Source organism: Mesorhizobium sp. M0751 (genome assembly GCF_040320265.1).
Classification (GTDB): domain Bacteria; phylum Pseudomonadota; class Alphaproteobacteria; order Rhizobiales; family Rhizobiaceae; genus Mesorhizobium.
Map to the genome: position 1 here is coordinate 276,513 of NZ_JAMYPH010000001.1, position 25,214 is coordinate 301,726.

24 protein-coding genes are annotated in these 25,214 nt (G+C 61.3%); 9 read left to right on the forward strand and 15 right to left on the reverse strand.

What is annotated here, in order from left to right; all coding sequences use genetic code 11:
• Positions 1 to 60: 60 nt before the first annotated feature.
• The 3 genes from NKI19_RS01260 to NKI19_RS01270 all read right to left on the reverse strand — a co-directional run bounded on the left by NKI19_RS01260 (position 61) and on the right by NKI19_RS01270 (position 4,374).
• Positions 61 to 1,803 carry a thiamine pyrophosphate-binding protein gene (locus tag NKI19_RS01260; protein ID WP_352565007.1) on the reverse strand — a complete coding sequence of 581 codons (1,743 nt, stop codon included), beginning with the start codon at positions 1,801 to 1,803 and terminating at the stop codon, positions 61 to 63.
• 84 nt (positions 1,804 to 1,887) lie between these two features.
• Positions 1,888 to 2,625 carry an aspartate/glutamate racemase family protein gene (locus tag NKI19_RS01265; RefSeq protein ID WP_352565008.1) on the reverse strand — a complete coding sequence of 246 codons (738 nt, stop codon included), beginning with the start codon at positions 2,623 to 2,625 and terminating at the stop codon, positions 1,888 to 1,890.
• Positions 2,626 to 2,649: 24 nt separating this feature from the next.
• Positions 2,650 to 4,374, reverse strand: coding sequence for a GMC family oxidoreductase (locus tag NKI19_RS01270; RefSeq protein WP_352565010.1), 1,725 nt, complete (start codon positions 4,372 to 4,374; stop codon positions 2,650 to 2,652).
• A 418-nt stretch (positions 4,375 to 4,792) separates the two neighbouring features.
• Here NKI19_RS01270 and NKI19_RS01275 point away from each other — a divergent pair, with 418 nt between their 5' ends.
• Positions 4,793 to 5,701 carry a LysR family transcriptional regulator gene (locus NKI19_RS01275; protein ID WP_352565012.1) on the forward strand — a complete coding sequence of 303 codons (909 nt, stop codon included), beginning with the start codon at positions 4,793 to 4,795 and terminating at the stop codon, positions 5,699 to 5,701.
• A 60-nt stretch (positions 5,702 to 5,761) separates the two neighbouring features.
• On the opposite strand, the gene NKI19_RS01280 is transcribed toward NKI19_RS01275, so the two are convergent.
• The 12 genes from NKI19_RS01280 to NKI19_RS01335 form a co-directional block, all read right to left on the reverse strand.
• On the reverse strand, positions 5,762 to 6,496 hold the full coding sequence (locus NKI19_RS01280) for an SDR family oxidoreductase (protein WP_352565014.1): 735 nt from the start codon (positions 6,494 to 6,496) through the stop codon (positions 5,762 to 5,764).
• On the reverse strand, positions 6,489 to 7,922 hold the full coding sequence (locus tag NKI19_RS01285) for an NAD-dependent succinate-semialdehyde dehydrogenase (RefSeq protein ID WP_352565015.1): 1,434 nt from the start codon (positions 7,920 to 7,922) through the stop codon (positions 6,489 to 6,491). Before NKI19_RS01285 ends, NKI19_RS01280 begins: the two co-directional genes overlap by 8 nt.
• An 87-nt stretch (positions 7,923 to 8,009) precedes the next feature.
• Positions 8,010 to 8,672 (reverse strand): amino acid ABC transporter permease, encoded by a 663-nt coding sequence (locus NKI19_RS01290; RefSeq protein ID WP_352565017.1) that lies wholly within the window; start codon positions 8,670 to 8,672, stop codon positions 8,010 to 8,012.
• Positions 8,669 to 9,343: an amino acid ABC transporter permease gene (locus NKI19_RS01295; RefSeq protein ID WP_352565019.1), complete on the reverse strand. Its 675-nt coding sequence runs from the start codon at positions 9,341 to 9,343 to the stop codon at positions 8,669 to 8,671. Before NKI19_RS01295 ends, NKI19_RS01290 begins: the two co-directional genes overlap by 4 nt.
• Before the next feature lie 66 nt (positions 9,344 to 9,409).
• Complete coding sequence (locus NKI19_RS01300) at positions 9,410 to 10,309, reverse strand: transporter substrate-binding domain-containing protein (protein WP_352565020.1); 900 nt, start codon at positions 10,307 to 10,309, stop codon at positions 9,410 to 9,412.
• A 395-nt stretch (positions 10,310 to 10,704) separates the two neighbouring features.
• Positions 10,705 to 11,361, reverse strand: a complete 657-nt coding sequence (locus NKI19_RS01305) for an SDR family oxidoreductase (protein WP_352565022.1) — start codon at positions 11,359 to 11,361, stop codon at positions 10,705 to 10,707.
• A complete protein-coding gene (locus NKI19_RS01310) occupies positions 11,348 to 12,121 on the reverse strand; it encodes an aspartate/glutamate racemase family protein (RefSeq protein ID WP_352565024.1) in 774 nt (257 codons plus the stop codon). Before NKI19_RS01310 ends, NKI19_RS01305 begins: the two co-directional genes overlap by 14 nt.
• Positions 12,122 to 12,151: 30 nt before the next feature.
• The gene (locus tag NKI19_RS01315; protein WP_352565025.1) at positions 12,152 to 12,712 is read right to left on the reverse strand and encodes an aldehyde dehydrogenase family protein; all 561 of its coding nucleotides are present in this window, start codon (positions 12,710 to 12,712) and stop codon (positions 12,152 to 12,154) included.
• A complete protein-coding gene (locus NKI19_RS01320) occupies positions 12,649 to 12,927 on the reverse strand; it encodes an aldehyde dehydrogenase family protein (protein WP_352565170.1) in 279 nt (92 codons plus the stop codon). Before NKI19_RS01320 ends, NKI19_RS01315 begins: the two co-directional genes overlap by 64 nt.
• A 130-nt stretch (positions 12,928 to 13,057) precedes the next feature.
• Entirely contained in the window at positions 13,058 to 14,371 is a 1,314-nt protein-coding gene (locus tag NKI19_RS01325; protein ID WP_352565027.1) for an FAD-dependent oxidoreductase, read from the reverse strand.
• Positions 14,364 to 14,633 (reverse strand): 2Fe-2S iron-sulfur cluster-binding protein, encoded by a 270-nt coding sequence (locus NKI19_RS01330; protein ID WP_352565029.1) that lies wholly within the window; start codon positions 14,631 to 14,633, stop codon positions 14,364 to 14,366. Before NKI19_RS01330 ends, NKI19_RS01325 begins: the two co-directional genes overlap by 8 nt.
• Positions 14,630 to 15,793: an NAD(P)/FAD-dependent oxidoreductase gene (locus tag NKI19_RS01335; RefSeq protein ID WP_352845666.1), complete on the reverse strand. Its 1,164-nt coding sequence runs from the start codon at positions 15,791 to 15,793 to the stop codon at positions 14,630 to 14,632. Before NKI19_RS01335 ends, NKI19_RS01330 begins: the two co-directional genes overlap by 4 nt.
• A 258-nt stretch (positions 15,794 to 16,051) precedes the next feature.
• On the opposite strand from NKI19_RS01335, the gene NKI19_RS01340 reads away from it, so the two are divergent.
• From NKI19_RS01340 to NKI19_RS01375, 8 genes are all read left to right on the forward strand, one after another.
• A complete protein-coding gene (locus NKI19_RS01340; protein WP_352565033.1) occupies positions 16,052 to 16,822 on the forward strand; it encodes an aspartate/glutamate racemase family protein in 771 nt (256 codons plus the stop codon).
• Positions 16,823 to 17,165: 343 nt separating this feature from the next.
• Positions 17,166 to 18,605, forward strand: a complete 1,440-nt coding sequence (locus NKI19_RS01345; RefSeq protein ID WP_352565035.1) for an NAD(P)-binding domain-containing protein — start codon at positions 17,166 to 17,168, stop codon at positions 18,603 to 18,605.
• Positions 18,606 to 18,627: 22 nt separating this feature from the next.
• The gene (locus NKI19_RS01350) at positions 18,628 to 19,803 is read left to right on the forward strand and encodes an acyl-CoA dehydrogenase family protein (protein ID WP_352565037.1); all 1,176 of its coding nucleotides are present in this window, start codon (positions 18,628 to 18,630) and stop codon (positions 19,801 to 19,803) included.
• A 13-nt stretch (positions 19,804 to 19,816) separates the two neighbouring features.
• On the forward strand, positions 19,817 to 21,172 hold the full coding sequence (locus tag NKI19_RS01355) for an LLM class flavin-dependent oxidoreductase (protein WP_352565039.1): 1,356 nt from the start codon (positions 19,817 to 19,819) through the stop codon (positions 21,170 to 21,172).
• 7 nt (positions 21,173 to 21,179) lie between these two features.
• Complete coding sequence (locus NKI19_RS01360) at positions 21,180 to 21,521, forward strand: DUF3088 domain-containing protein (protein WP_352565041.1); 342 nt, start codon at positions 21,180 to 21,182, stop codon at positions 21,519 to 21,521.
• A 4-nt stretch (positions 21,522 to 21,525) separates the two neighbouring features.
• Entirely contained in the window at positions 21,526 to 22,707 is a 1,182-nt protein-coding gene (locus NKI19_RS01365) for an acyl-CoA dehydrogenase family protein (RefSeq protein WP_352565043.1), read from the forward strand.
• Entirely contained in the window at positions 22,704 to 24,059 is a 1,356-nt protein-coding gene (locus tag NKI19_RS01370) for an LLM class flavin-dependent oxidoreductase (protein WP_352565044.1), read from the forward strand. Before NKI19_RS01365 ends, NKI19_RS01370 begins: the two co-directional genes overlap by 4 nt.
• Before the next feature lie 74 nt (positions 24,060 to 24,133).
• Complete coding sequence (locus tag NKI19_RS01375) at positions 24,134 to 25,210, forward strand: LLM class flavin-dependent oxidoreductase (protein ID WP_352565045.1); 1,077 nt, start codon at positions 24,134 to 24,136, stop codon at positions 25,208 to 25,210.
• The last annotated feature ends 4 nt before the right edge of the window (positions 25,211 to 25,214 follow it).

The following is a 25,214-nucleotide window of genomic DNA, read 5'->3' on the forward strand; positions in this document are numbered from 1 at the left end:
ATTGGAAGATTGTCGCAGGATCAGTTTCGCCTTGCCGAGAGGCGATCCGCCGATCGTTGGCTAAAAGCTGGCTTGGACGCCGACAATTTCCGGGTTCACGCCGACCTTCGTCAGCCAGGAATAGACCGGTGGAAGTCGGTCGGCGATGGACTCCACCGCGATATCGATGAAGCAGGGTTCGTCCAGCGCAAACGCCTCGTGCAATGCGCTTTCGAGTTCTTCTGCCGTATCCACCCGGAAATTGCGGATGCCGTACACGGCGGCCAGCTTGCTCATGTCATAGCGACCGAATTCCACGCCGAACGTTCCGTCATTGTCTGGGCCATTGTGCATGACGCGTTGAAGCGCCTTTATCCATCCGAAACATCCATTGTTGAAGTGGATGAGCACGGCCGGAATCCGCAGGCGCGCCAGCGTTTCCAGCTCTCCTGCGGACATGCCTAGCGAGCCGTCACCAAAAAGCGCGACGGGACGCATTTCGGGAGCCGCGAAATGGGCGCCGACAACTGCGGGAATGGCATAGCCGAGCCCCCCGAAAAAGCGAGGAATGATCAGCTTCGATCCCGGATTTGTCAGCTTCAGGAAGCGGGTGGAGTAGGGCGTCGGCGTGCCGGCGTCCGATACGACATGGGATTTTGCCGGCAAATGCCGGTTGATCGCGTCCATGATGCGTTCGGGCCGGATCGGCGTCTGATCGTTCTGCAGGTCGATTTGGGCGGTTTGCCAGAACTCGGTCCGGCGAAGGTTGATCTTGTCGACCCATTCACGGGAGCGCGTACCCTGCGACTTCGTCTCGGCGATGAAGCAATCGATCGATGCCGCGGCATCTCCCATCAACGGGAAATCGACGTCGTAGGTGTTGGCGAGGGTTTCGGGATCGAGATCGACCTGGATGATCTTCGCGCCATTGTTGGCCGGTGGCCATTTCCAGTTCATGGTCGCGACGGACCCCATCCGGCAGCCGACATAGACAACGAGATCAGCCTGGCCGAGCGCCCAGATGGCATGAGGATGAAAGCCATTGTCGCCGATGATGCCGACCGCGAGCCGATGGTCGTCGTTAATCACCCCTTGGCCCGTGATCGTCGTCGCGACGGGAATATCCAGATGCTGGGCCAGCCTGACGATGCTTTCTCCCGCACCGGATCGGTTGGCTCCGCCACCAGCTACGATCAGCGGGCGCTTGGCCGACAGCAGCGCTTTGACGGCACCATGGATCTTTTCTTCTTCCGGCCGCACCCGGAACGCGGGCGCTGCACGGCATTGTGGCTCGATTCGCAACATCTGAGGCGTCGCCGGCAGATCTTCGTAAAGCAGGTTTTCAGGCAATGCCAGAACGACCGCGCCCGGGCGGCCACCCGTGGCTATGCGGAAGGCTCGGCGGATGGTTTCCGGCAGTTTCTCGACACGGTTGAGGGTTTCGGCATGTTTCGAGATCGGACGGAACATTGCTTCGATTGGCAACTCCGTCAGCGTACCGCGCCCCACGCCGGCCTGGGGGATGTCGTTGACCAGCAGGATGACAGGCACGGACGATTTGTTGGCTTCGGCGATGCCAGGCAGCCCGTACATCGCGCCTGCTCCGCTAGGAACCTCGGCCACGCCTGGCTTGCCCGACAGGCGGGCATAACAATCCGCCATGAAAACAGCAGAGCGCTCGTCCCGGCACACCACATGCAACGGCGCGTCCTTGGTGTGTTTGAGTGCCTGGTAGAGAGCGACATTGGTGTCGCCGGGCACGCCGAATATGACATCCACGCCATAGTCGTGGAGCATCGTCACCAATGCATCTGCACCGTTCATTTCAGGTAATCCTTCCAGGAATTGAATCGAGGAGGCTCGAATTCACCGACCGAGGCCATCCGCCGAGCGTGGTTGATCGTGTCTTCAGTAAGAGCCAGAGAAGCTTCGTCGAAAGCAGGCTCCGCGCATCTGGTCTATCATCGTGATGAAGTCGAAGACCGGCAGGCCCACTGCCCGCTGAAGCGCCTGGGCATAAGGCGGCAGGTTCGAGCATTCGAGAAGAATCGCGCCGATGGCCGGATTGTCACGCAAGAGATCGCGCCCGACTTCGACGAGTTCCTGCTCCACCGCTTCGCTGTCGATGATGCCGTTCTCTTCCAGAATCCCGCCACGAAAACCCGCTTTGCCCTCCATGCCGGCGACGAACAGCTGTCGGTTCCGGTAAGGGAAAGCCTTCTCCAGCATGTCCTCGGACAGCCGGACAGAGTTGGCGCAGATAATGCCGATGGACTGCTGGCGGCCAAGAGTGGATGCGATGAAGGGCAATTGCAGCAGGCTTGAAAGCATGACCGGTATTTTGACTGCGTCGGCGACGACATCCTGGAAGTGCAGCATGTAACCGCAATCGCTGGTAATGGCCCTGACCCCCTGCCTCTCGAGATGGCGAGCGGCCTCGATGACGTTCGGCGTCAAGGACAGATCGCCTTCATCGAGAAGGCGTTTGATCGTCACATCCGGGACCTCGTGGTAAAGAACCGGATAGTCGTACGTACAGGCGTTTCCGACATCGCCGGGAATGAACGGATTGAAGCAATCGATCATCAGAACTCCGATGTCGTGGCCGTAGCTGACAGCTCCGCGCCGGCCCTTGTATATCGGCATTGGCTTGGCTCTCCATCGGATATTTCAAACGGCCACTTTGTCCGCTGTCAGGGTCTGATGCGCCATCTTCTCGGCGATCATCATCGTGGTCAGATTCGTGGTGGCGCACGGAACCGAAGGCATGACGGATGCGTCGATGACCCGAAGCCCTTGGACACCGTAGACCTTCCCCGACGCGTCGACGACCGCGCCAGCGTCGCGCTCGTTGCCCATCCGGCACGTGCCGCAGGCATGCCAATCGCCCTGCACTCCCGCCCGGAGCCATGCTTCCAGCACGGTTTCGTCGGTGAGCACGCGATCAAGCGGGAAACGCTTGTCCACGGCTTTTCCGAGGATGAAGCTACGCGCAATACCGCCATGGTCGAGGAAAGACGCCGCAAGTCGCGTCTTGGCTCCGTTCACCCAGGTCTTGGCGGCCAGGTTGCGTATGGAGTCGGCGTAGATGCCGGGCCAGAAACTGTGCACCACTGTGCTCACCGGCTGGCTCATCAGGATTTTGCTTAGCCAGATCGCGGTTGCCTTCATCCGCTGCAAATCGCGCTGATCGGATAGATAGTTGAAGGCAATGAACGGATGCTCGTCCGGACTTGCGCTTCGTAACTTCACCATCCCGCGGGAGAAGGCCTTGTTGGGCCCAAAATTCACCATGGCAAGCCGCTTGCCCAGCTCGCTCCAGGCAAAGCGACCGGAAACGGTCAGTTTCATGTCGGTCGGCGGGCAACCGTCATGCCCGGAACTCCACCGCATATGCATCAGCAGATTGCTTTTGACGTAGTCCTGCATCATCCCGGGTGGCTTCAGATGGACCGCAAAACCGATCAGTGGATGGTCCTGCAGATTTTGTCCCACGCCTGGCCTGTTCGCACGCACAGGAATTCCCATCTCGGCCAGATGGTCTGCGGGGCCGATGCCTGATCGCATCAGGATCGCCGGCGAATGAAGCGCACCTGCCGAGATGATGATTTCTTCTGCCTCGAGACTTTCGACCACGTTGGCGGCTCGCCGAACTTGAACGCCGCGCGCGACCTTGCCGTCGAATTCGATCGACTTGACGAAGCAATCGCTCAGGATCGTCAGATTCTTGCGCGCCCTTGTCGCTTCGTCGAGATAGCCCGAGGCCGACGACACCCGATGGTCATAGAGGTTGTTGCGCGTGAATGGAAAGCAGCTGTCGATGGGGTTTTGATGACAATCGTCGACATAGGGTATGCCTTTGGCGCCTACCGCATCGCGCATCGAAAGCGCGAACCTGCTCCAATGCTTGGGAAACGTTCTCCGGATCGGAATGGGGCCAGGACGGGAAGTCGATGCGTCGGGATAGTCGACGTCGTTTTCGAGCTTCTGGAAAAAGGGCAGGCAGTCCGCATACGACCATCCTTGCGCGCCAAGCCGTTCCCATTCGTCGTAATCTGAAGGCAGGCCACGAATGGCAACCTGGCCGTTGACCGTCGAGCCGCCACCCATGACGCGCGCCTGCTCGTAGCGGCGCGGCTTCATCTCCGCTTCGACTTCGCGCGGCGACCGGTTGCCGATCGGGTCGGCATAAGCGATCAGATCGGTCCAATAGCGATTGGGCTTGAAGTAGTCCGGCAGGAAGGAATCGCCATAGATCGACTGAGGCATTTTTTCCGGGGGCGTGTCCGGACCTGCTTCGATCAGGCAAACTGTTTCCTTGCCGGAATGCGACAGGCGGTTGGCCAGGACGCACCCCGCGGAACCGCCGCCGATGATGATGTATCTGTATTTCATTCGATCTTTCGGCGTTGCGTGTCGGAGGCTCAGGGTCGGACCTCATGGTCGACTGTTCGGGAGAACAAAGGAATGGTTCGTCTCACGAACGACCGACGCTTTGCCTCTCTATTGTCGAACGTAGTGGCCAAACACACCCTCAAGAATACAAATTTGACCGCGCGTCCTACTGGGAAGCTTGGAACTTGCCGACGCATGAGCACCGGGCCGGGCACGATTGGCGCAGGCAGCCCGCATTGCTTGGATATGCTGACCTGAACGCGCAATTCCGGCACAAGCATCCAATACCCTTCGGGCGTGGCGGGCTGCTGGACAGCCGGCATGCCGGTGGTTAGGAATCGCTCGCCATGATCTTGGCGCTCTCAACGCGGCCAGTTTTTACGCAAAGGCCAGTTTTTGATGCAAAGGAATGCGCGAAATGCGCGATGTCAGCCTTACCCTTGTTCAGACGTTTCATCTGGTGGCCAAGGAAGGCTCCTATTCGGCCGCCGCCAGAAAGCTGAACATTTCCTATCAGTCCGCCGCCAACCACATTCGCAGGTTGGAACAGCTGCTTGGGGAAAGGCTGGTCATCTCCGAGCAGGGGGCCAAGGCGACGGAGCTGACGGCACGCGGCAAGATTCTTTACCACCTGCTGGCGCCAGAACTCGACTCGATGCTGAGCCGGCTCAATCATCTGATCGATGGCGAGCGGCCGATTGTTCGCTTCGGCATGCCGCAAGCGATTTTCTACTATCTGTTTCCGCAGATCATACGCGAATTCAACGCGGTCTATCCCGATGTCCAGATCATCTGCTATGAGCGCGATGTCGCGCTTGTCGACCTGGTGAAGACCGGGCAGGTGGATACATTCCTGACCGAGCGGCCCTTTGTCGGTGATGAAGTCAAGCAATACGCGCTGGGTGCATACAAGCTTTCTCTCCTCTACCCTTCGTCGTGGCCGTCGCCCCGTGATTCACCAAGCATTTCCGAATGGGCGAGCGGGCGGCCCTATGTGGCATTCGAACCCGGCCACATGCTGCGCAACATGGCGCTCGATCTGTTAAGCCGGGATGGAGAGGAACTTCGCGTCGCCATATCGACGTCGTCCAGCACGAACATCAAGCGCTGTGTCGAGGCGGGACTGGGTTTCGCCATCCTCCCGGTATGGACGGTCGACGGGTCCGAACCTCATGTATCGTCGGTCGTTCTGGAAGAGCTGAAGGAAATACCCGTCTATTTCGGCGAAGCAAAATACCTCGCCAAGAATCAGTATATTTCGCTGCTCAGGACCCTCTGCACACGGAATTTTCCGGTCTTTTTCGATGTCGAGAAGCGCACTTCCTGAGACATGCTCGATGGACACCGTTTGGGACCGATCAATCAGCAAGAACCGCTTCGACCGCCGTCAGCCGGCTGAAGTCAACACGACCTCGTCTATCCGGACGTGCTTCGGCAAGGTTGCGATATAGACGATCAGATCGGCGAGGTCGGACGGTTGCAGGAAACCCTGCATTTCGGCGTCGGTGGGCGGGATCGGCCGTTGCGACAGAAATTGCGTGGCGACATCGGCCGGGCAAATGACACTGGATCTTATGCCGGTACCGTTTTCTTCCAGATTGATACTTCGGCTCATGGCCACAAGGCCGTGCTTTGAGGCTGTATAGGCGGCTCCGCTACGCTCGGCGACATATCTGCCGGCCCACGAGGCCATATGGATGAGCAGGCCGAGCCCGCCTCTGTCGCGCATCACATCCAGCGCTGCCGCGGCGACCTGGAAGCCGATTGTCAAGTTGGTGTGGATCATGAACTCGACCGTGTCCGGTCGGAGTTCTCTCCAGCTTCGCTCCGGGATGTTGACGCCGACATTGTTGACCACGATGTCCAGTCGGCCGAGCGCTGTGATTTCCCCAACGATCCGCCGGACGGTTGGGCCCTCCGCCAGGTCGCCAGGAATGATCCAGGCCTCACCGGCATTTGCCCGAATCTTGTCGGCCACGCGCTCCAGTTCGCCTATGCGACGTCCGGTCAGAACCACTCTGGCGCCTTGCGAAGCCAGTGCGATTGCGGTCTGCTCGCCGATCCCGCTGCCCGCGCCGGTCACCCATGCCAGACGCTGTGCAAGCCGGCCGGAGCTAAGCACCAAGCCCACCGACTTCGGTCACGAACTTTGTGGTCAGGTAGGCATCGACGCCTTCCGTGCCCCCTTCCGAGCCATGGCCGCTCTCCTTGATGCCGCCGAAAGGATGTTCCGGCAGCCCAAGGCCATGATGATTGATCGAGACCATCCCGGCTTCGATACGGTCGCTCAAGGCGATGGCCGTCTTCGACGAAGCCGTGTAGGCATAGGAGGCCAATCCGAATGGCAAACGATTTGCTTCCTCGATCGCGTCGTCGATGTCGTCGAATGCGTTAATCAAGGCGAGTGGGCCGAAAGGCTCGATGTTCATCGGGGACGCGTTGATGGGAACGTTTGTCAGGACGGTGGGTTCGAAGAAGTAGCCGCTGTTTCCAATCCGGCTCCCGCCATGGTGCAGATTGGCACCCTTGGACGTGGCGTCTGCGACGAAGGCTTCCATTGCATCGACGCGACGGCTGTTGGCGAGCGGACCCATCGTCGTTTCGTGGTCCAGGCCGTCGCCTATCCGAATGGCAGCGGTGTGCTCGGCAAAGCGTTCCACGAAGCGTTCATGAACATCGCGATGGACGAGAATGCGCGTCGGCGACCCGCAGACCTGCCCGGCATTGCGATACTTTTTGTTGCTCAGTATTTCCGCGGCGCGCGTCCAGTCCGCGTCGCCGCAGACGATCGCCGGCGCATGCCCGCCGAGTTCCATGGTCATTCGCTTCAAATGCTGTCCGGCAAGCGACGCAAGCCGGCGTCCGACATTGGTCGAGCCGGTGAAGGACAGTTTGCGCACGCGCGGGTCCGCAATCAGGCGCTCGGATATTTGACTGGGAACGCCATAGACGAGGTTGAGCGCACCAGCCGGCAATCCTGCTTCTGCAAAGGTGCTCACCAGGGCTGCGGGCGCGCTGGGGGTTTCTTCGGCGGCCTTCAGGATCACCGTGCATCCCGCGGCCAGCGCCGCGGCGACTTTGAGGGCTGCGGTGTTGACGGGAAAGTTCCACGGGCTGAAGGCCGCAATGATCCCCACCGGCTCGCGCAAAACGAGTTGCCGCACGCCAGGCGACCGCGCCGGAATGATCCGGCCATAGGTGCGGCGGCCTTCTTCGGCGCTCCAGTCGATGACATCGGCGGTTACGGAAACTTCCGCAAGCGCCTCGGCAATTGGCTTGCCCTGTTCCAGCGTGATGAGACGTGCGATCGCCGGCGCGCGTTCGCGCAAAAGCGTCGCCGCCTTGCGCAGGATTGCCGAGCGGTCATATGCGCTGACGCAACGCCAGACCCCGAATGCCGCCTGTGCCGCGGAAATGGCATCGTCGATGTCGCCGGCTTCTGCGCGCGCGACCGTTTCCAGGGGCTCTCCGGTCGCGGGGTTGCCCACCGCGATTTCACCACTCGATTGCCCGTCGCGCCATTGGCCGTTGATGTAAAGTTTTATCATGGCATCCTCCTTTCGAAACGCCGGCCTGACGGGCGGCGCTATTTGTGCACGTTGGTCGTCGGGAACTTCGCTTCAGGGCGGCAATCGCTATCTAGAAAATCGCTTCTCCAGATAGAGGGTCAGGTAGGCCAGCGGGATCAGCAGAATGGAAAACAGGATCGCCAGGGTCGTATAGGCCTCGATGGGCCGGAATTCCTGGTCTGCAATCGTCTTGGTGTGCATAACCAACTCGCCATACGCTATGATCGAAGCGATCGTCGTCAGCTTCACCATCTCCATGACTTGGTTGGAAAACGCCGGGATCATGGGACGAATAGCCTGCGGCAGCACGATCAGCCGCATTTCCTGGAAATATGTCAAAGCCAGCGATTTGGCAGCCTCGCGCTGTCCGCTGCCAACCGACTCGATGCCGCCCTTGAAAATTCCGGCAACGTAACTTGCACTGTAGAGCGAAAAGGCAATGACGGCCGCGGTGAACGGCGACAACTGGAAGCCTACGAGCACGGGAAGCGCGTAGTAAATCCACAGCAGTTGTACCATCGCGGGCGTGCCCCGGAATATCTCGACAAAAACCTGGGCGAAAACACGTGGGGTCCTGCTGCGTGCCGTCAACGCGACGCCAAGGCCCATACCGATCCCGGCACCGAAAAAAAGGCAGATCGCCGCAAGGACAATCGTTCCCAGAAGGCCGGAACCCAGATAGCCGACATTGTTCCAGACGGTGGTGAAGTCCCAATGATAAGCGATCATCGCACCGCCCCGCCGACAGCCATTCGCATCTCGATGCGTCTGAAGACCTGGCTCAACAGGAAGATGAGGGCAAAATAGATGGCTGCAACGATCGTATAGGTTTCCAGCGGCCGGTAGGTCGATGATGCTATTCGCGAAGCCTCGAAGGAAAGCTCCCCATAGGCTATCGCTGCTGCCAAAGCGGTGCCCTTTATGATCTCGGTGAGGACGTTGAAGAGCACCGGCGCGATGCTGCGAAGCGCCTGTGGCGCGATCACCAGACAGAAGACATGGACCCGATGCAGGCCAAGTGCCTTTGCTGCTTCCCATTGGCCTTGTGCGACCGAGGAGATTCCGGCGCGAAATACCTCGGCAAGATAGGCGGCATTCTGAAGGCCAAGCGCCAGGGCTGCGGCTTGGAATGAGTTGACGCGCAGCCCGGTGACGATCGGGAAGGCGAAATAGAACCAGATGATAAGCACGAGCAAGGCCGACGTGCGAAAGAAGTCGACGAAACAGCGCGCGATAAAGCGAGGAGTTCTGTGTCGCGAAAGCAGCACAAGAGACAGGAGGAAACCGAGCGGAGCTGCAATCACGACTGTCATGATGGTCAGGTCGAGCGTGCCGAGAAGCCCGCCAATCAGCATTCCGTTGCTGCGCAGGATGACTGCGAAATCCCACTGGTAATTCATGCCGCCTCGGTCTTTAGGATGCCATGAAAGGCGAAGGGCGTAGAGCCGCCCCTTCGCGTTATCTCCCTAGAGCATTTTCTCGCGCATGAGCGGAATGGTCTTGGCCGGGTCCATTCCACGATAGCGAACGTAATCTTCGTAAGCATTCTGAATATCGCTCGAGTGGTAGAGATAGGTTATCGACGTGGCGAGATAGTCGCGCAGGCGGGTATCCGTGTCATAGCGAACGCCTCCGCCCGAAGGTATTGCGAAGACCGGCTTGGGAATGACGACCTTGCCCGTCTTCAGCTTGTCGCGCAGCAGATCCAGCTCAGGACCGGCGCCGGTGATGCCGTTGACGCGACCGGCCTGGAAGGCAGCGTAAGTTTGCGACGCTTCCTGGAAACGCACGACATTGGCGTTGGGAAGCAGCCTCGAGATGAACTGGTCCATCGATGTCCCCAGCACCACCGCAATGGCGAAATCGGGCTTGTTCATCTCTCCCCATGTGGCCACGTTCGATTCGTCGCTGACCAGCACATTGAAAGGATTCCAGGCCATCTGGGCCGGGATGAAATCGATCGCCAGGGCGCGCAACGGCGTGCCGTCAAGCGCCAGCATGACATCGAACTGGTCTGCCTGCAGGCCGGCCACCGCGGTGCCCCAGGTCGTCTCGATCAATTCAAGCTTCACGCCCATCGCGTCGGCAAGCATCTTGGCAAGCGCAGTGCATACGCCGCGCCAGACGACGCCATTCGATTCAACCCCGCCGGGTTCCGTGCTGCCGCTCACGTCCTTGAAGTACCACGGTTCGGTATTGGCCGCGCCAAAGCGAATGCTTCCTCTCTTGATGATCTTGCCCCACGTACTTTCACCGCCCGCCGGCTGCTCCTGCGCGACAGATCCAGAAACATTCGCCGCGCTGATCATCGCCGCGCCACCAAGGATAGGAAGTAGCGTAAGTAATTCTCGTTTCGATTTATCCATTATATTCTCCCATTGTTACGAGTTATTTGCTCTGTATCGAGGATCATAATTTGGACAATTCCCAATTATTTTATTTTACCTGCATAGTATCGAGCAGGCTGGGTTATTAGACGATACAAAATATAATGGTGGACCTATCTGCCTTCTTGGATTTCCGAATTGGCGGGTTCTTCCAGAATGCGTGACGGTGTCGCCGGTCCATGACGGGCGACGGTCGGACCGATTTCGGCATTTTTTCGGCAAAGCTGGATAAGGATTTGATGTTCAACGACGGGAATGACGGTTTGGCTCTCGTCGGCCGGCCATGGCCGGTCCTGTGCGAGATCGCCGACATGACGGTAAAATCAAATCGCGCCGACGAGGCCGCCGTCGACCAGGATGTTCTGGCCTATGACCTAGGCCGAGGCATCCGAAAGAAGAAATTCGACGACCCCCGTGAGTTCGTCGATGGTTCTGTAGCGGCCTGCCGGAATCCTGGCCAGCCATTCCTCGCTGATGGCACGGTTGTCTATGAAACCGGGCATCACAGGGTTTATGCGATTCCCGAAATGCGCATCTTCGCGCGCCGCCATCCTGTAAAATTCGAGACGGCTGCGCAGCGGTCCGGAGATCGGGAACTTCACGTTGGGCTGCGTCGCGGCGTGGGACGAAATGGTGACGATTGACCCTGAACCAGCCCTGCTGAAGACAGGAACGAGCAATCGGGTCAGGCTGACAAGCGGCAGCAACGCAAGGCAGAGCCCTTCGTGCCAGTCGCGCCGGGTCAGATCGTGGAGACCGCCCTTCGCCGGATTGCCGGTACTGAGGACAAGATCGTCTATCCGGCCGAAAGTATCGATAGCTGTGCCGACCAGCGCAGCAAGATCATCCTCACACGCAATGTCGCCGCGAACCGCCAAGCCGCCGATTTCGCCAGCCATGCTCTCGACCCGTTCCGAACGGGCAAAAAGGACGACATTCCAACCCCTGGCCGCAAGGTCACGGGCTGTGCCTGCTCCGAGACCTGAACTTGCCGCGGTGACGATGACGACCTTCTTTCTATTCTCCGGCATGCCTTCGTCTTCCGGATGGGCCGCTATCGTCTGTCTGGACGAAAGCGGTTGGTCTGAGGCCTTTGGCGAACCATTCGATGAAGCCGACAATGTCAAACACCGGCAATCCGGTGGCACCCGCGATCGCTGACGAATGGGGTGGCAGATTGGTGCATTCGCATACGATTGCGCCGATGTCGGGATGCTTTTCGACGAGCCTCAGAGCCGCTGTCACCGCTTCGGCTTCGAACGTGTCGAAGTCCGCAACCGCAGGCTTATCGCCATAGAACAATCGAAACAGGCTGTCGGCCGGCAGGCCGCCGATCGGCGTGTCCTCGCGCGCGCCGACACTGCGCAAATGACGGGCGCCCAAGGATTCTGCTGAAAAAGTCAGGATGCCTGCGCGCTTGCCTTTGGGCAGCATCGCCTCGATCAGCGGAATCTGCAGGAGGCTGCTGGTTGCGACCGGCACCGGCAAGGCTGCCGCCAGTTGCTGCTGGAATACCGCCAGGAAGCCGCAACTGGTGGTGATGCCGCTGACCCCGAGATCCACGAGTTCCCGCGCGGCGTCGATGAAGGGTTCGAGCAGCCCCTCGGCGCCACCCTCGACGACGTTTTCAGGCCGCGCTTCGCGCACGATCTTGAACTGCACCGGAAAGGACCAGGTCAAGGCGTTGCCGACATCGCCGCGTCGCCGGCGAAAATGCGTGTCCAGCATCAAGACGCCGACTCCCAGATCGGAGACCGTGCCGTACGAGCCAGTCCGTGTTTCATTCGACATGTTCACCACCATTTTTCGGGATCACGGCTCCTAGCCGATCCAGGACGCGGTTTCGCAAGAGAGAGGAGGCAGCGATATCCTCCTGCGCGATGAAACCTGGTTTGAGCGGTCCTTCGCGAACGAGCTCCAACACAGCGGCGGCATGCGATGCTCAACGGCCGTGTCGGCTGCCTTCTCCAGATCGGCTTCCGCCATGACGATCAGCGGATCATTGCCGCCAAGCTCCATCAGACAGCGGATGATGCGCGTGTTGTTCCGGAGCGCCATGCCGGTCTGCGGGCCGCCTGTGAAACTCAACAAATCGATCGGCGAGCGAGCCAGCGCGAGCGCATCTTGCGCGCCGCCGTGCACGATCGTGAATGGATTTCTCGGAAACCCGGCATACCTCGCCGCCTCGACCAGCATGGCGGCCGCGAGCGGCGCCTTGGGCGACGGTTTTGCGACGATGGCGTTGCCGGCAGCGATGCCTGGCCCCAGCTTGTGGCAGAGGAGATTGAGCGGATAGTTGAAGGGCGTGATTGCCCCGACTACGCCGACCGATTGATGGGTGACGTAGGCTGCTTGTCGGGGGCGACGGCGACGATGGCGCATGGTATGATTTCTCCATGCAATGTCACGGCGGCATCGCCGGAGAGCCGCAGCGTGTTTTGCGCACGCCGGACTTCGTTCCTGGCCTCGCGGATCGTCTTGCCCATCTCGTTCGAAATTGTTTCGGCAAAAGCCTCGGCTTCCCCAGCGAGCTGATCGGCCAGTGCATGCAGCAGGCTCTTGCGCTCGAAGGGCGTGGAATGGCGAAACGCCGCCAGGCGACCTTCGCGTTCTCGACCACTTCGACGATCGAGCGCTCATCGCCCGCAACCACCGACCCCACCAGATTTCCCGAATAGGGATTGTGAACAGCGATGGATGCTGTCGACTGTTTGATTGCAGGCGTGTTCATTTCCAAGATGTCGCTTCCGAAATTTCGTCTAGCTGGCTTAGCGCGGCCAATGACACCGGGCGTATGGGCCAACGCGGATAGGTTTCGGGCCGGCTGCTCAGACGTTCCGGCGCGATTCCGACCGCATTGGATACGCTCGCGCCGCAAAACCGGCCTTGGCATGCTCCCATTCCGAACCTGCCAAGCAGTCGGGTTTCGGAAGGCGATCGATCGGCGCCCAGAAAAGCCAGATCCGCTTTCGTGCGACCTTCGCAACGGCAGAAAATCGTTTGTTCAGTAGGCTCGGGGGAGTGTTCCGAGGTGAGGTTCCGCAACAAGGCCTGCAGGTAACGCGCCTTGCCTATCACGCTACTATTTTCGACCGGCATGGGATCTCCGGCCAGCAGCGCGGCGACTTTGCGCGCTGCAAATTCGCCGTCCGCCACCGCGGCATCCGCGCCCAGGACCCCGCGGCAGTCTCCGGCCCTCAGGATCGGACCGGATGCATCTTCCCTGGCTGGCGGAAGGCCGACATCGTTGGCGCGCAGGCCATCACTGACGATCAGATTATCGACCAGGAAGCTGCTGCGTGCACCGCGTTCGTCGATGACCCTGACAGACAGCCCGCCAACCTGTCTTGTCACTTGTTCCACGGCTGAACCGGTGATGTATTCGACCCGGCTCGTCAGGAGCCTCAATCCGTAGGCCAGCATCTCGGACGCAACCCTGGGCATGCACAGCAATCGAAAGCCCACCAGCGGAAATCGCCATGGATCGCCGCGTTCGAGCAGGGCAACAGGCGGCTGACCGATCGACGACAGTTGCGCCGACACCGCGAAAGGGAGCGGGCCGGTGCCTGCAACAAGGGTCCGGCCCTGCATGAAAGATCCCGTTTCCTTCAGGATCATCTGAGCGCCGCCGGCCGAAGTGACGCCGGGAAGATCCCATCCTTCGAAGGGGTGAACAGTTTCGATCGCCCCGACAGCGAGAAGCAGGGCAAGCGGCCTGACGAAAAACACCCGGCCGGCAACGCGATCCTCGAGCAGGACAAGGCCGCTGTCGTCGCTGCCGATGTAGACGGTCGAATGCCGCACTGTGACTTGGTTGGTCACGGCGGCCAGCCTAGCCGTCAGCCTCTTCCAGACACGTTGGTGGTGCCGGCGGTGAAGCGCGTGCCCGATTTCCCGATTGGCCGGCTGGCGGTGAATTGCGCCGCCCAGGCCCGCGCGTTGTTCGACCAGCAACACGCGGTGGCCGCGTTCGCCAAGGGTTACCGCGGCGGACACCCCCGCTGGTCCGCCACCGATCACAACCACCGGCGCATCAGTCATGGCGACCGCCTGTCGAAGCGGCGATGACAGGAAAAAGCACCATGCCGTCGCGGGCAAGGGTGAGGCAGGCCTCGAAAGGGGCCGCCCCCTCACAGGAGACAAGGCAACCCTGGCAGGCGCCTATGCCGCAAAAATAGCGCGCCTGCGTCGTTTCGGAGGCTGGGCCAAGATTGAGGTGCCCGGCCCGCAACAGGGAGGAAGCGACTGTCTCACCGCTGATGTAGGCGATGCGTTCTCCGCGCCACATGAAGGTCTGGGTCATGCCGCGCTCGCTTGGGCAAGCAACCTGCCGGGAGCAAGGGCGGAAATGTCAGTGCCGGCAGGCAGGCCGCGTACAAGATTGGCAATGATCTTTCCGGTCATCGGCCCGAGGCAAATTCCGTCGCCCTCGAATCCGGTGGCGATGAGAAGGTTTTGGATCGCAGGGTGAAAGCCGATGATCGGTAGGCCGTCTCGCGATGCCGTGCGAACGCCCGAAAACGTTCGGATGACGCGCCGTGCGCGAAGGCTTGGATAAAGCGCCACGGCTTCCCTGAGTATGGCCGCGATCGTTGCCGCATCCGTGCCGCGGTCGCGCCTGTTGTCTTCGCGCGTGCCGCCGATCAGGTACTGGCCGGTGACGAGCGGATCGATAACCAGGCCTATGGGTGACGGTGCCGGTTTGGCGGCGCTACGTTTGGCAGCGATGTAGCCGGCCGTCATGAGATGACCGGCAAGTGCCGATTGACCAAGGTCCCCTCGGTCCGTGATGACGAGCTGCCCCTTTCGGGGAAAGAGCGCATTTCCAAGCCTTGCAAGACTGGCTGAACCGAGGCCGGCGGCGACGATCACCACATCCGCCTCGATGTTGCCGGCCGCCGTCGCCACGCCGGTAGCTCTCGAGTCGGAAAGTAGAACGCCCGTGACGGCGAGGTTGCGGTTGGGTTTTGCGCCACTCAATGCCAGAAGCCGTTCGGTGACCTGATAGCCGAGCGCGTGTCCGTCCCTGGACACCATGACACCGCCGAATGCGCCTTCGCCAACACCCGATACCAGGGAGCGCAGACGCGACCTGTCCAGGATTGTGATCTGCTCGCCGACGGATTCCAGATCCCGTGCATGTTCATCCAGAATATCGATCTCTTCAGGCGTCCGCCCGATAAGGAAGGTCGGTCGCGATTTGTACTGCCTGGCCAGGGTTCCTTCGGAGGCCATCTGCTCGTAGAGAGCCCGCGCCTTCTGGGCCAGAGACATCATCAGCCCCGGTTGCTTGCTGGCAACCGAGACAGCGCCATCAGAAGCACCGGTTGCGCCCGCCGACGGACCCTCGGCGTCGATGATCGTCGCGGAAATGCCCTCGCGAGCCAGGAAATAAGCAATGGAAATGCCGACAATACCCGCGCCAATAATGACTATTTTCCGCGATCGGCTGGTGGGCGGCATTTTATGGACCGTATGTCTCTTTCATATTGATGAGTGTTTTTTTAGATTTGGACCGGCAAGTCGATCCAAATAAGGATGCTGCGCTTGTCTGTTTTCTGTTAGGTCCGCGCGGCGCCCGAGGCGCCACCCGTTCTTATAAAAAAGCGGCCAGGATAGGTGCTCAATATTGTATATCCATGCCCGCTCGGGTTGGGACATTGAGCGCCTCTTGCTTCGGGTGCGTCGAGAGGTGGAATCTCAGGATTCGAGGAAACCGACATGATGCTGAAGGGTGGATTCACCAACTACGGCGAGGTGATCGGCGTCCTGATGCTCGACACGCGCTTCCCAAGGCCGGTTGGAGACATCGGCAATGCGGAGTCCTATCCGTTTCCAGTGCGCTTCAAGACAGTGAAGGGAGCCTTGCCGGTAAGGATTATGGGAGATCGCCCGCAGCCCGAACTGATAGAACCATTCATCGAAGCCGCGCGGGAACTCGAGGCCGAAGGCGTCCGGGCGATTACGACAAGTTGTGGGTTCCTTGCACCCTTTCAGAGGGAATTGACCGCCGCCGTTGGCATTCCCGTGTTTACGTCGAGCCTCCTCCAGGTGCCGCTCGTCAGCCGGTTGATCGGGCCATCCAGAAAGGTCGGCATCTTCACCGAAAGGGAGCAGCACATGAACGACCATCACTTCAACGGCGCCGGATGGTCGGCCGCGGAAGTCAATGTCCATGTCCAGGGCATGAAGGCTGACGCGGTTTTTCCGAGCGTCTATATCGGCAACCGGACGGAGTCGGCTTTTGATGTGTTGCGTGCCGAGATGGAGGCGATGACGCATGCGTTTCTGGAGGAGTGCCCGGACGCCGGCACCATCGTCCTCGAATGCACCAATATGTGTCCGTTCAGTTCCTTCATTGCACGAATTTCCGGTTTGCCGGTGTTCGACATCAACACATTGATAAATCTATTTTGTAGCACCTCCACTGCTCGCCCGCAAAACCATCAGAGGCGGTACGGGAAATTTGCGCCGCAGTACGTTTGCTGTTGATCGTGCGGTCCGAGGAGAAGGCCGAGTGGAAATAAAGCCTTTAGCCGCTCGCTGATCACCGAGTTCTGTCGAACCGGGAAGGCAGGACTAAGCGGATGAAGTCAGGTGCGTTTTGGGACGCTCAAGGTCACGTTGTGGCGATCGAACGCGATTCAATAGAGCGCGAGTGCTAATGCAGCTATCCGGTTTCGGGGAGACCATAGGCACCGCCCATTCGGTCGGCTGTGAAAGCGCGTCGCAATGCAAGTGAAAAAAACTACCTGCCAATCAAAGCAGACATTTCTGGACTGTTTGTCGACCGAGGCGGAGTTTGGCACGACGCTCAAACTCAGCCGGGACCGAAATGGCCTTACCGTCCGATCCAGATCACGACGCCCGCGAAACACTTCGACTGATCGGCCCCGATCCGCAAAACTGGGTGCCGGACCGGGAGGGCGTCGACCACAATGTCTTCATCGTTGGCGGTGGGCAGACGGGGGCGACCTTTGCCTTCGCGTTGAGGCGTGCCGGCATCGGCAAGGTTACTGTCGTCGACGCGGCACCGGATGAAAGCAAGGCCGGCATCTGGCTTACTCATGCACGGATGAACCGGCTGCGAACGCCAAAGGGCTTGCCGGGGCCGGAACTCGGCTTGCCGGGCTTGAGCTTTCAGTCCTGGTACGAAGCCCGCCACGGTGCGGAAGCCTATGCCGGTTTCGACCGCATCGTACGGACGGATTGGGCGAACTACCTGAAATGGTATCGCGACTTTCTCGGCATCGGCATTCGTTACGGCACGCGTCTCCTTCGCATCGAGCCGGCTGATGGGCATTTTCGCCTCCACCTCGAAGCCGGCGGCAGGCCATCGGTCGAAACGGCGCGCAAGATCATCCTGGCCAATGGCTTTGGCGGCAGCGGCGGTGCGGTGATACCGGATGTGCTCGCCACCCTGCCTCCTGGCTTCGTTGCGCATAGCTCGGCGGCAATCGACTTCGCCTCCCTCAAGGACAAGGCGATCGCTGTCGTCGGATCGGCGGCTTCGGCATTCGATGCGGCCGGAGCCGCCCTTGAGGCCGGCGCGAAATCGGTGCGTCTCTTCGCCCGCCGCAACAGCATCGCCAGCGTGCCGATCAACCGCGTTCGCGGCTATCCCGGCGCCTATGACAATTATCCGCGCTTGCCGGATGCGGTGCGCTGGCGCCAGGCACTTCGGTTTCGCGATGCCGGTTCCACGCCACCGCCCGATGCCGTGGCACGGGTGGTGCAGCACAAGAATTTCCATCTGCATCTCGGAGCCCCCTGGACAAATGCGGATGTCGAAGGCGGCAAGGTCGTCACCGATATCGCGGGTGAGACATTTTCCTTCGACTTCGTCATCGCTGGCACCGGCTATTTCGCCGACCCAACGCGCAAACCTGAATTTACCGATTTCGCCGCCTTCATCCGGCTGTGGCGCGACCAGTACGTGCCACCGGAAGGCGAGACCGATGAATTTTTCGGCGCCCATCCCTATCTCGGCCTCGGCCACGAATTCCTCGAGAAGGCGCCGGGCGAGGCGCCTTTCCTGAGGAATATCCATGTCTTCAATCCAGGCGGCTTCGTCAGTTTTGGCCTGCCGATCGGCGACGTGCCGTCGATCCGGCGCGATGTGCCGGCCGTTGTCGCGCGCATCAGCCGCGATCTCTTTCTCGCTGATCTCGACAGCCATGAGATCCGCATTACCGGCAGCCATCCGGCCGAATTCGGCGAAGAGGCCTATGCCTCCGCCGTCTGGCGGCCGGCACAGACCATCGCGGCGGAATAGACGCTTTTCATGGGTATTGCAGATGACCTTCAGCCCTGACCTTTCCGACCCGTTCGTCGCCACGGCGGTCGAACTGCGCGATATCTTCGATCGGGATGCGGTGGCGCGCGACAAGGCCGGTGGACGGCCCGTCGAGCAAATCCGCCTGCTGAAGAAAAGTGGCCTGCCGTCGGCGCAGATTCCCAAGCGCTATGGCGGCAAGGGCGCATCGTGGCTGTCTGTGCTTCGCGTCGTGCGCGAATTTGCCCGCACCGACGGCTCGCTCGCCCACCTCTACGGCTATCATCATCTGCCGCTCAACGGCGTTTTGTTTCGCGGTACGGAGGCGCAAAAAGACCAACTGCTGACGCGCTCGGCCCGCGAGAACTGGGTCTGGGGCAATTCCGGCAACGCCATGTCGAAGACGTCTACGGCCAAGCGCACAGGCAAGGGCTGGATCCTCAGCGGCTTCAGGCCGTTCTCCTCCGGTTCTCACATCGCCGACTACATCCAGGTCGCCTGGGAAGACGGCCAGGACCGGCTGGCGGCAGCGATCCCGGCTGATCGTGAAGGCATCGTCATCGAAGATGACTGGGATGGCGTCGGCCAGCGGCAGACCGGCAGCGGCAAGGTCACGTTCAAGGACGTGCATGTCGGCGACGACGAACTGATCGGCACGCCCGCTGTGCCGCTGACACCGTTCCAGACGCTGACGTCACTCTTCCAGCAGGCGGTCCTGCTCAATTTGTTCGTCGGTAGTGCGCAGGGAGCGCTGAGCGAGGGACGCGACTATACGGTCTCGCAATCACGCCCCTGGGTCTATTCCGGCTATGAGAACCATACCGACGATCCGTTCGTGCAGCGCAAATATGGCGATCTCTATATCCGCACGCTTGCCGCGGCCGAACTCGCTGATATCGCGGCGCGAAGCCTCGACGCCGCTTACGGCCAGGGCGAGGCCTTGACCCTGGAGCAGCGCGGGCAGACGGCGATCGATCTCGCGACCGCCAATGTCTACGCCGGGCAAATCGGCCTCGATGCGTCGAGCGAGGTTTTCGAGGTGATGGGCGCTCGCTCGGCCACCAAGGCCAACGGCTACGACAGGTTCTGGCGCAATGTGCGCACGCATACGCTGCACAATCCGGCCGAATACAAGAAGCGCACCATCGGCACCTGGTTGCTTACCGGAGAATTCCCGGTCGGCGGATTGTATCGCTGAGGAGGCGAAAGACATGGCCAGGCGCAAGGACAAGCTGAAGCTCGGAGCGTTTCTTCTCTTCACCGGCCACCATGTGGCGGCCTGGCGCCATCCAGCGGCAGGCGAAGGGACCAGCCTCGGCGACTACGTCGAACTTGCCCGGCTGGCGGAAGCGGCCAAATTCGATGCGATCTTCTTTGCCGACGGCGTGGCGGCGCGGCTGAGCAATCTCGAGGCTGCCAGCCGCAAGGCGCATAGCGGCGTGTATCCGTTCGAGCCGATCACGCTGCTGTCGGCGCTGTCGGCGGTGACCAGGAACATCGGCCTCATCGCCACGGCTTCGACCAGCTATTCCGATCCCTACAATCTGGCCCGCCAGTTCGCTTCGCTCGATCACTTGAGTGGCGGGCGCGCAGGCTGGAATCTGGTCACCTCTTCCGATCCGGACGCGGCATTCAATTTCGGCCACGACACGCATATCCAGCATGGCGACCGCTACGACCGCGCCGAAGAATTCGCCGATGTTGTGCTCGGCCTGTGGGACAGCTGGGAGGATGACGCCTTCCCGCGCGACAGGGCGAGCGGACGCTATTTCGACAAGGACAAGCTTCACGTGCTGAACCACAAGGGCCAGCACTTCAAGGTGCGCGGTCCGCTGAACACGCCGCGAACGCCGCAAGGCCATCCCGTCGTCGTCCAGGCCGGGGCGTCCGGCCCCGGCAAGGAGCTAGCGGCACGCACGGCGGAAGCGATTTTCGCCGCGCAGATCACGCTCGACGAAGCCATAGCGTTCTATGCCGACGTCAAGGGCAGGCTCGGCAAATACGGCCGTTCCGAAGACGATCTGAAAATCCTGCCCGGCATCTTCCCGGTCGTCGGCCGCACCGAAGCCGAGGCGCAGGAGAAGTTCGAACAGCTGCAGGACCTGATCCAGCCGGAAGTCGGCCTCGGCCTGGTGTCGGCGCTGGCTGGCGGCTTCGATCTCAGCTCATACCCGCTCGATGGGCCGGTGCCGGACCTGCCGGAGACGAATGCCGGCAAGAGCCGGCAGGCGCTGGTGATCGACCTGGCGCGGCGCGAGAATCTGACGATCCGGCAGCTCTATCTGCGCATCGCCGGCGCCCGCGGCCACTGGCAGGTGGTCGGCACGCCGCAACAGATCGCCGACACCATGGAAGAGAGGTTCCAGAACTACGGCGCCGACGGCTTCAACATCATGGCGCCGATCATGCCCGGCGGCTTGAAGGATTTCATCGAGCTGGTGGTGCCGGAACTTCGTCGCCGCGGCCTGTTCCGCCAGGAGTATGAGGGCAGCACCTTGCGCGACAATCTCGGCCTGAAGCGGCCGGCAAACCGTTTTTCGCGGCATGCCGCAGCAGCCGCGGAATAGGCCGTCAATGGCGCGCGATACGCTCTTTCTCATTCAGCCGGGTTTCTCCGACGCGAAACATCCACGCCGGACATTCGTCTGTCCCTATTGCAATCAGGTTGAAGGACTGCTCGCTGCTTTTCCCGATCTCGCGGCCAGACTGGACGTCGAGCGCGTCCCGTTCGCGAGGCCGAGGGGCAAGGTGATCGACGCGCTCGGCGAACGGCACCAGTCGCTGCCGGTGCTGATCATCGGCAGCGATCCGCCCGCCGGCCTGCCGACGGCCAAAGGCAAGGTCTTCGCCGACGACACCAGGCGCATTCTTGCGCTGCTTGCCGAGCGCCACGGCTTCCCGCATCTACATGAGTGACACGATGACCTTCGATCCCGATATCTCCAATCCGTGGATCGCCAAGGCGGTCGAGCTGCGCGACATCTTTGCCCGTGACGCGGTCGAGCGCGACCAGCTTGGCGGCAGGCCTACCGAACAGATCCGCCTGCTCAAGGAAAGCGGCCTGCTTACCATCGTCATTCCCAAGGAATTCGGCGGCGCCGGTGAACCCTATTCGACGGCGCTGAAGATCGGTCGCGAGTTCGCCAAGGTCGACGGCTCGATCGGCCATATCTATGGCTACCATTTCAGCGCATTGATCGCCGCTAGGCTCAATGCGGAAGAACCGCGTTCGGCCGACCTTTTGCGGCGCTCGGCGGCCGGCGACTGGTTGTGGGGCAATACGGGCAACAGTTTTTCCAAAACGCTGTTCGGCCGCAAGGATGGCGAGTGGACGATCGTCAACGGCTTCAAGCCGTTCGCCTCCGGCTCGCATGTCGCCGACTATCTCTCGACCTCGTGGGAAGACGAGGTCAGCGGCGAGAGGAAATTCGCGGCCATCCCCGCGGACCGTGAAGGCATCACCATTCTCGATGACTGGGACGGCATCGGCCAGACGCAGACCGGCAGCGGCAAGGTCGCTTACAAGGATGTCAGGATCCACGACAGCGAGCTGGTGCGCGGTTGGGTCGACGCGTCGCTGCCGATCCGCACCATCGGCCCGCTGCAGCAGCAAAGCGTGCTGCTCAATGTCTTCGTCGGTACTGCTCAGGGCGCGCTCCTGGCAGCGCGAGACTACACGCTCAACAGTTCGCGGCCGTGGATGTATTCCGGCGTCGAGCGCCATATCGACGATCCGTGGATAAAGCGGCAGTACGGCGAACTCTGGATCAAGACGCGGGCAGCGACAGTTCTGGCCGATCGCGCGGCGGCGGCGATCGATCAATCGATCGCGCGCGGCAAGGCGCTGACCGAGCAGGAGCGCGGCGAAGCGGCGGTTGCCGTCGCGGCGGCCAATGTGCTGGCGGGCGATGTCGCGCTCGAAGTCACAACCGAGATTTTCGAGGTGATGGGCGCCCGCTCGGCGGTGCGCAAATACGGCTTCGACCGCTTCTGGCGCAACGCACGCATTCACACCTTGCACAACCCAGCCGAATACAAGACCCGAACCGTCGGCACCTGGTATCTGACCGGCGCTTATCCCGAGCCCGGCGTCTTTCGATGAGCGGCCCGCAGCTCCATCTTAACGTCAACATCCTGCATGCCGGCTTCTCACCGGCGGCGTGGCGGATGGACGGCGTCGACCCCTATGCCGCCTTCACCGTCAACCACTATGTTCAGGTGGCGAAGATCGCCGAGCGCGCCAAACTCGACGCCGTATTCCTTGCCGACCAAGCGGCGATATCAGACCGCATCGACTATCGTCCGATCACCTCGCTGGAGCCGACGATTGTGCTGGCGACGGTAGCCGCCGCAACCGAGCGCATCGGCCTGATCGCTACCGCTTCAACCAGCTTCAACGAGCCGCATAACATCGCCAGGCGGTTCGCGACGCTCGACCATGTCAGCGGTGGGCGTATCGGCTGGAATATCGTGACCACGGCCGACCCGGCCTCGGCCCGCAATTTTGGCCTCGCCGGTGCCATCGATCATGGCCGGCGCTACGAGCGCGCGGCGGAATTCACCGACATCGTCAAGGCATTGTGGGACAGCTGGGAGGACGATGCCTTCATAGGCGATGTCGCCAGCGGGCGCTTCGTCGATGCCGCCAAGGTTCACGCCATCGAGCACAAGGGCGCACATTTTTCGGTGCACGGGCCGCACAATGTGCCGCGCTCGCCGCAAGGGCATCCGGTGGTCGTCCAGGCCGGCGGTTCCGATGACGGCAAGGACCTCGCGGCCCGCCACGCCGAAGCGGTATTTTCCGCATCGCAGTCTTTCGAGGAAGCGCTCGGCTATGCGCGGGAACTGAAGGCGCGAGCCGTCGCCTATGGCCGCACCGGCGGCGTGCCGCTCAACCTCGCCGGTCTGGCCACCATCATCGGCAGCACCGAGGCGGAAGCGGGTCGGCGGCAAGAAGAACTGTGGGACCGCATACCGCTCGACTATAGCCTGACGCGGCTGTCCGGCGTGCTTGGTATCGACCGCGAGCGGCTGAAGCTCGATGAGAAGTTGCCTGATGCCATCCCGCTGCCGGCCAATGGCGGCCACACGTTTTTCCGCGCGACGCTGGCGCTTGCCCGCAACAACGATTTCACCGTTCGCCAGCTGATCCGGGCGCTGAACGGCAGCACTGGCCACCGCACCATCGTCGGCACGCCCGAGCAGATCGCTGACGATATCGAAAGATGGTTTGTCGCCGGCGCCGCCGACGGTTTCAACCTGATGCCGGACGTCCTGCCGACCGGACTGGAGGTCTTTGTCGACACGGTGGTGCCGATCCTGCGCCGGCGGGGCCTGTTCCGCAGCGAATATGAAGGGCGCACGCTGCGCGACCACCTCGGCCTTATCAGGCCCGAAAGCCGCTTTGCACCGCAGCCGCGCAAGGCGCCAGGGCTGCTAGGGGCAGCCTTTTGAATGACCATCAAAATGCAGCTGAGCGGAAGGTCCAGCCATTGACCTCCATGCCCGACAAAAATACAGGCCCGACAATGAGCGCTGATACCGAGTTTCTTTGGTACATCCCGAACCAGGTCGATCCCGGTCATCGCGGCGAGCCGGCCGTCGAGGACCACAACAGCCTGGAGACGCTGACCAGCCACGCGAAGGCGCTTGAGGAACACGGTTGGAAGGGCGCGCTGATCGGTACCGGCTGGGGGCGGCCCGACACGTTCACCGTCGCCGCCTCGCTCGCCGCGCGGACCACCTCCTTCGAACCGCTCATCGCGATCCGCCCCGGCTACTGGCAGCCGGCGCACTTCGCATCCGCGGTCGCTACGCTCGACCAGCTGACCGCCGGGCGCGTGCGTATCAACATAGTGTCGGGCAAGGACAACCTCGCTGCGTATGGCGACAGCGAAGGCGAGCAGAACCATCGCTATGCCCGCACCGGAGAGTTCATGCGGCTGGTCCGCAGACTTTGGACCGAAGAGAACGTGACCTTTGCCGGCGAGCACTTCCAGGTCACCGGGTCTACCGTCATGCCCCGCATTCCTGTGCGTGGCGATCGTCGCCATCCCAGGCTCTATTTCGGCGGCGCATCGGAGGCAGCCGAGCTTGTGTCGGCCAGCGAGGCGGATGTCCAGCTCTTTTGGGGAGAGCCGCTCGACGGCGTCCGGGAGCGGATCGAGCGGCTCAAAGCCTTGAGCAGCGAACTCGACCGAGACCTCCCGCCACTGGAATTCGGGTTGCGGGTCACCACGTTGGTCCGCGACACCACTGGCCAGGCCTGGGCGGACGCCGAGGCGAAGGTCGAGGAGATGGCCAAGGGCCAAGGCGCCGGCTGGAACGATCACGGTCGGGCGGTAGCGGTGGGCCAGCAGCGTCTGCTTGATCTGCACGCGCGTGGCGAGGTGCTGGACGACAACCTCTATACTGCGCCGGGCAAATATGGCGGCGGCGGTGCCGGTACCACCTGGCTGGTCGGCTCGGCCGCCGATGTCGCCCGCTCGCTCGGCAGGTACCGGGATCTGGGCATCACGCATTTCGTGCTCTCGGACACGCCGTACCTTTCCGAGATCAAGCGGCAAGGCGATCAGTTGCTTCCGCTATTGCGCAATGGGGCCTAAGCCG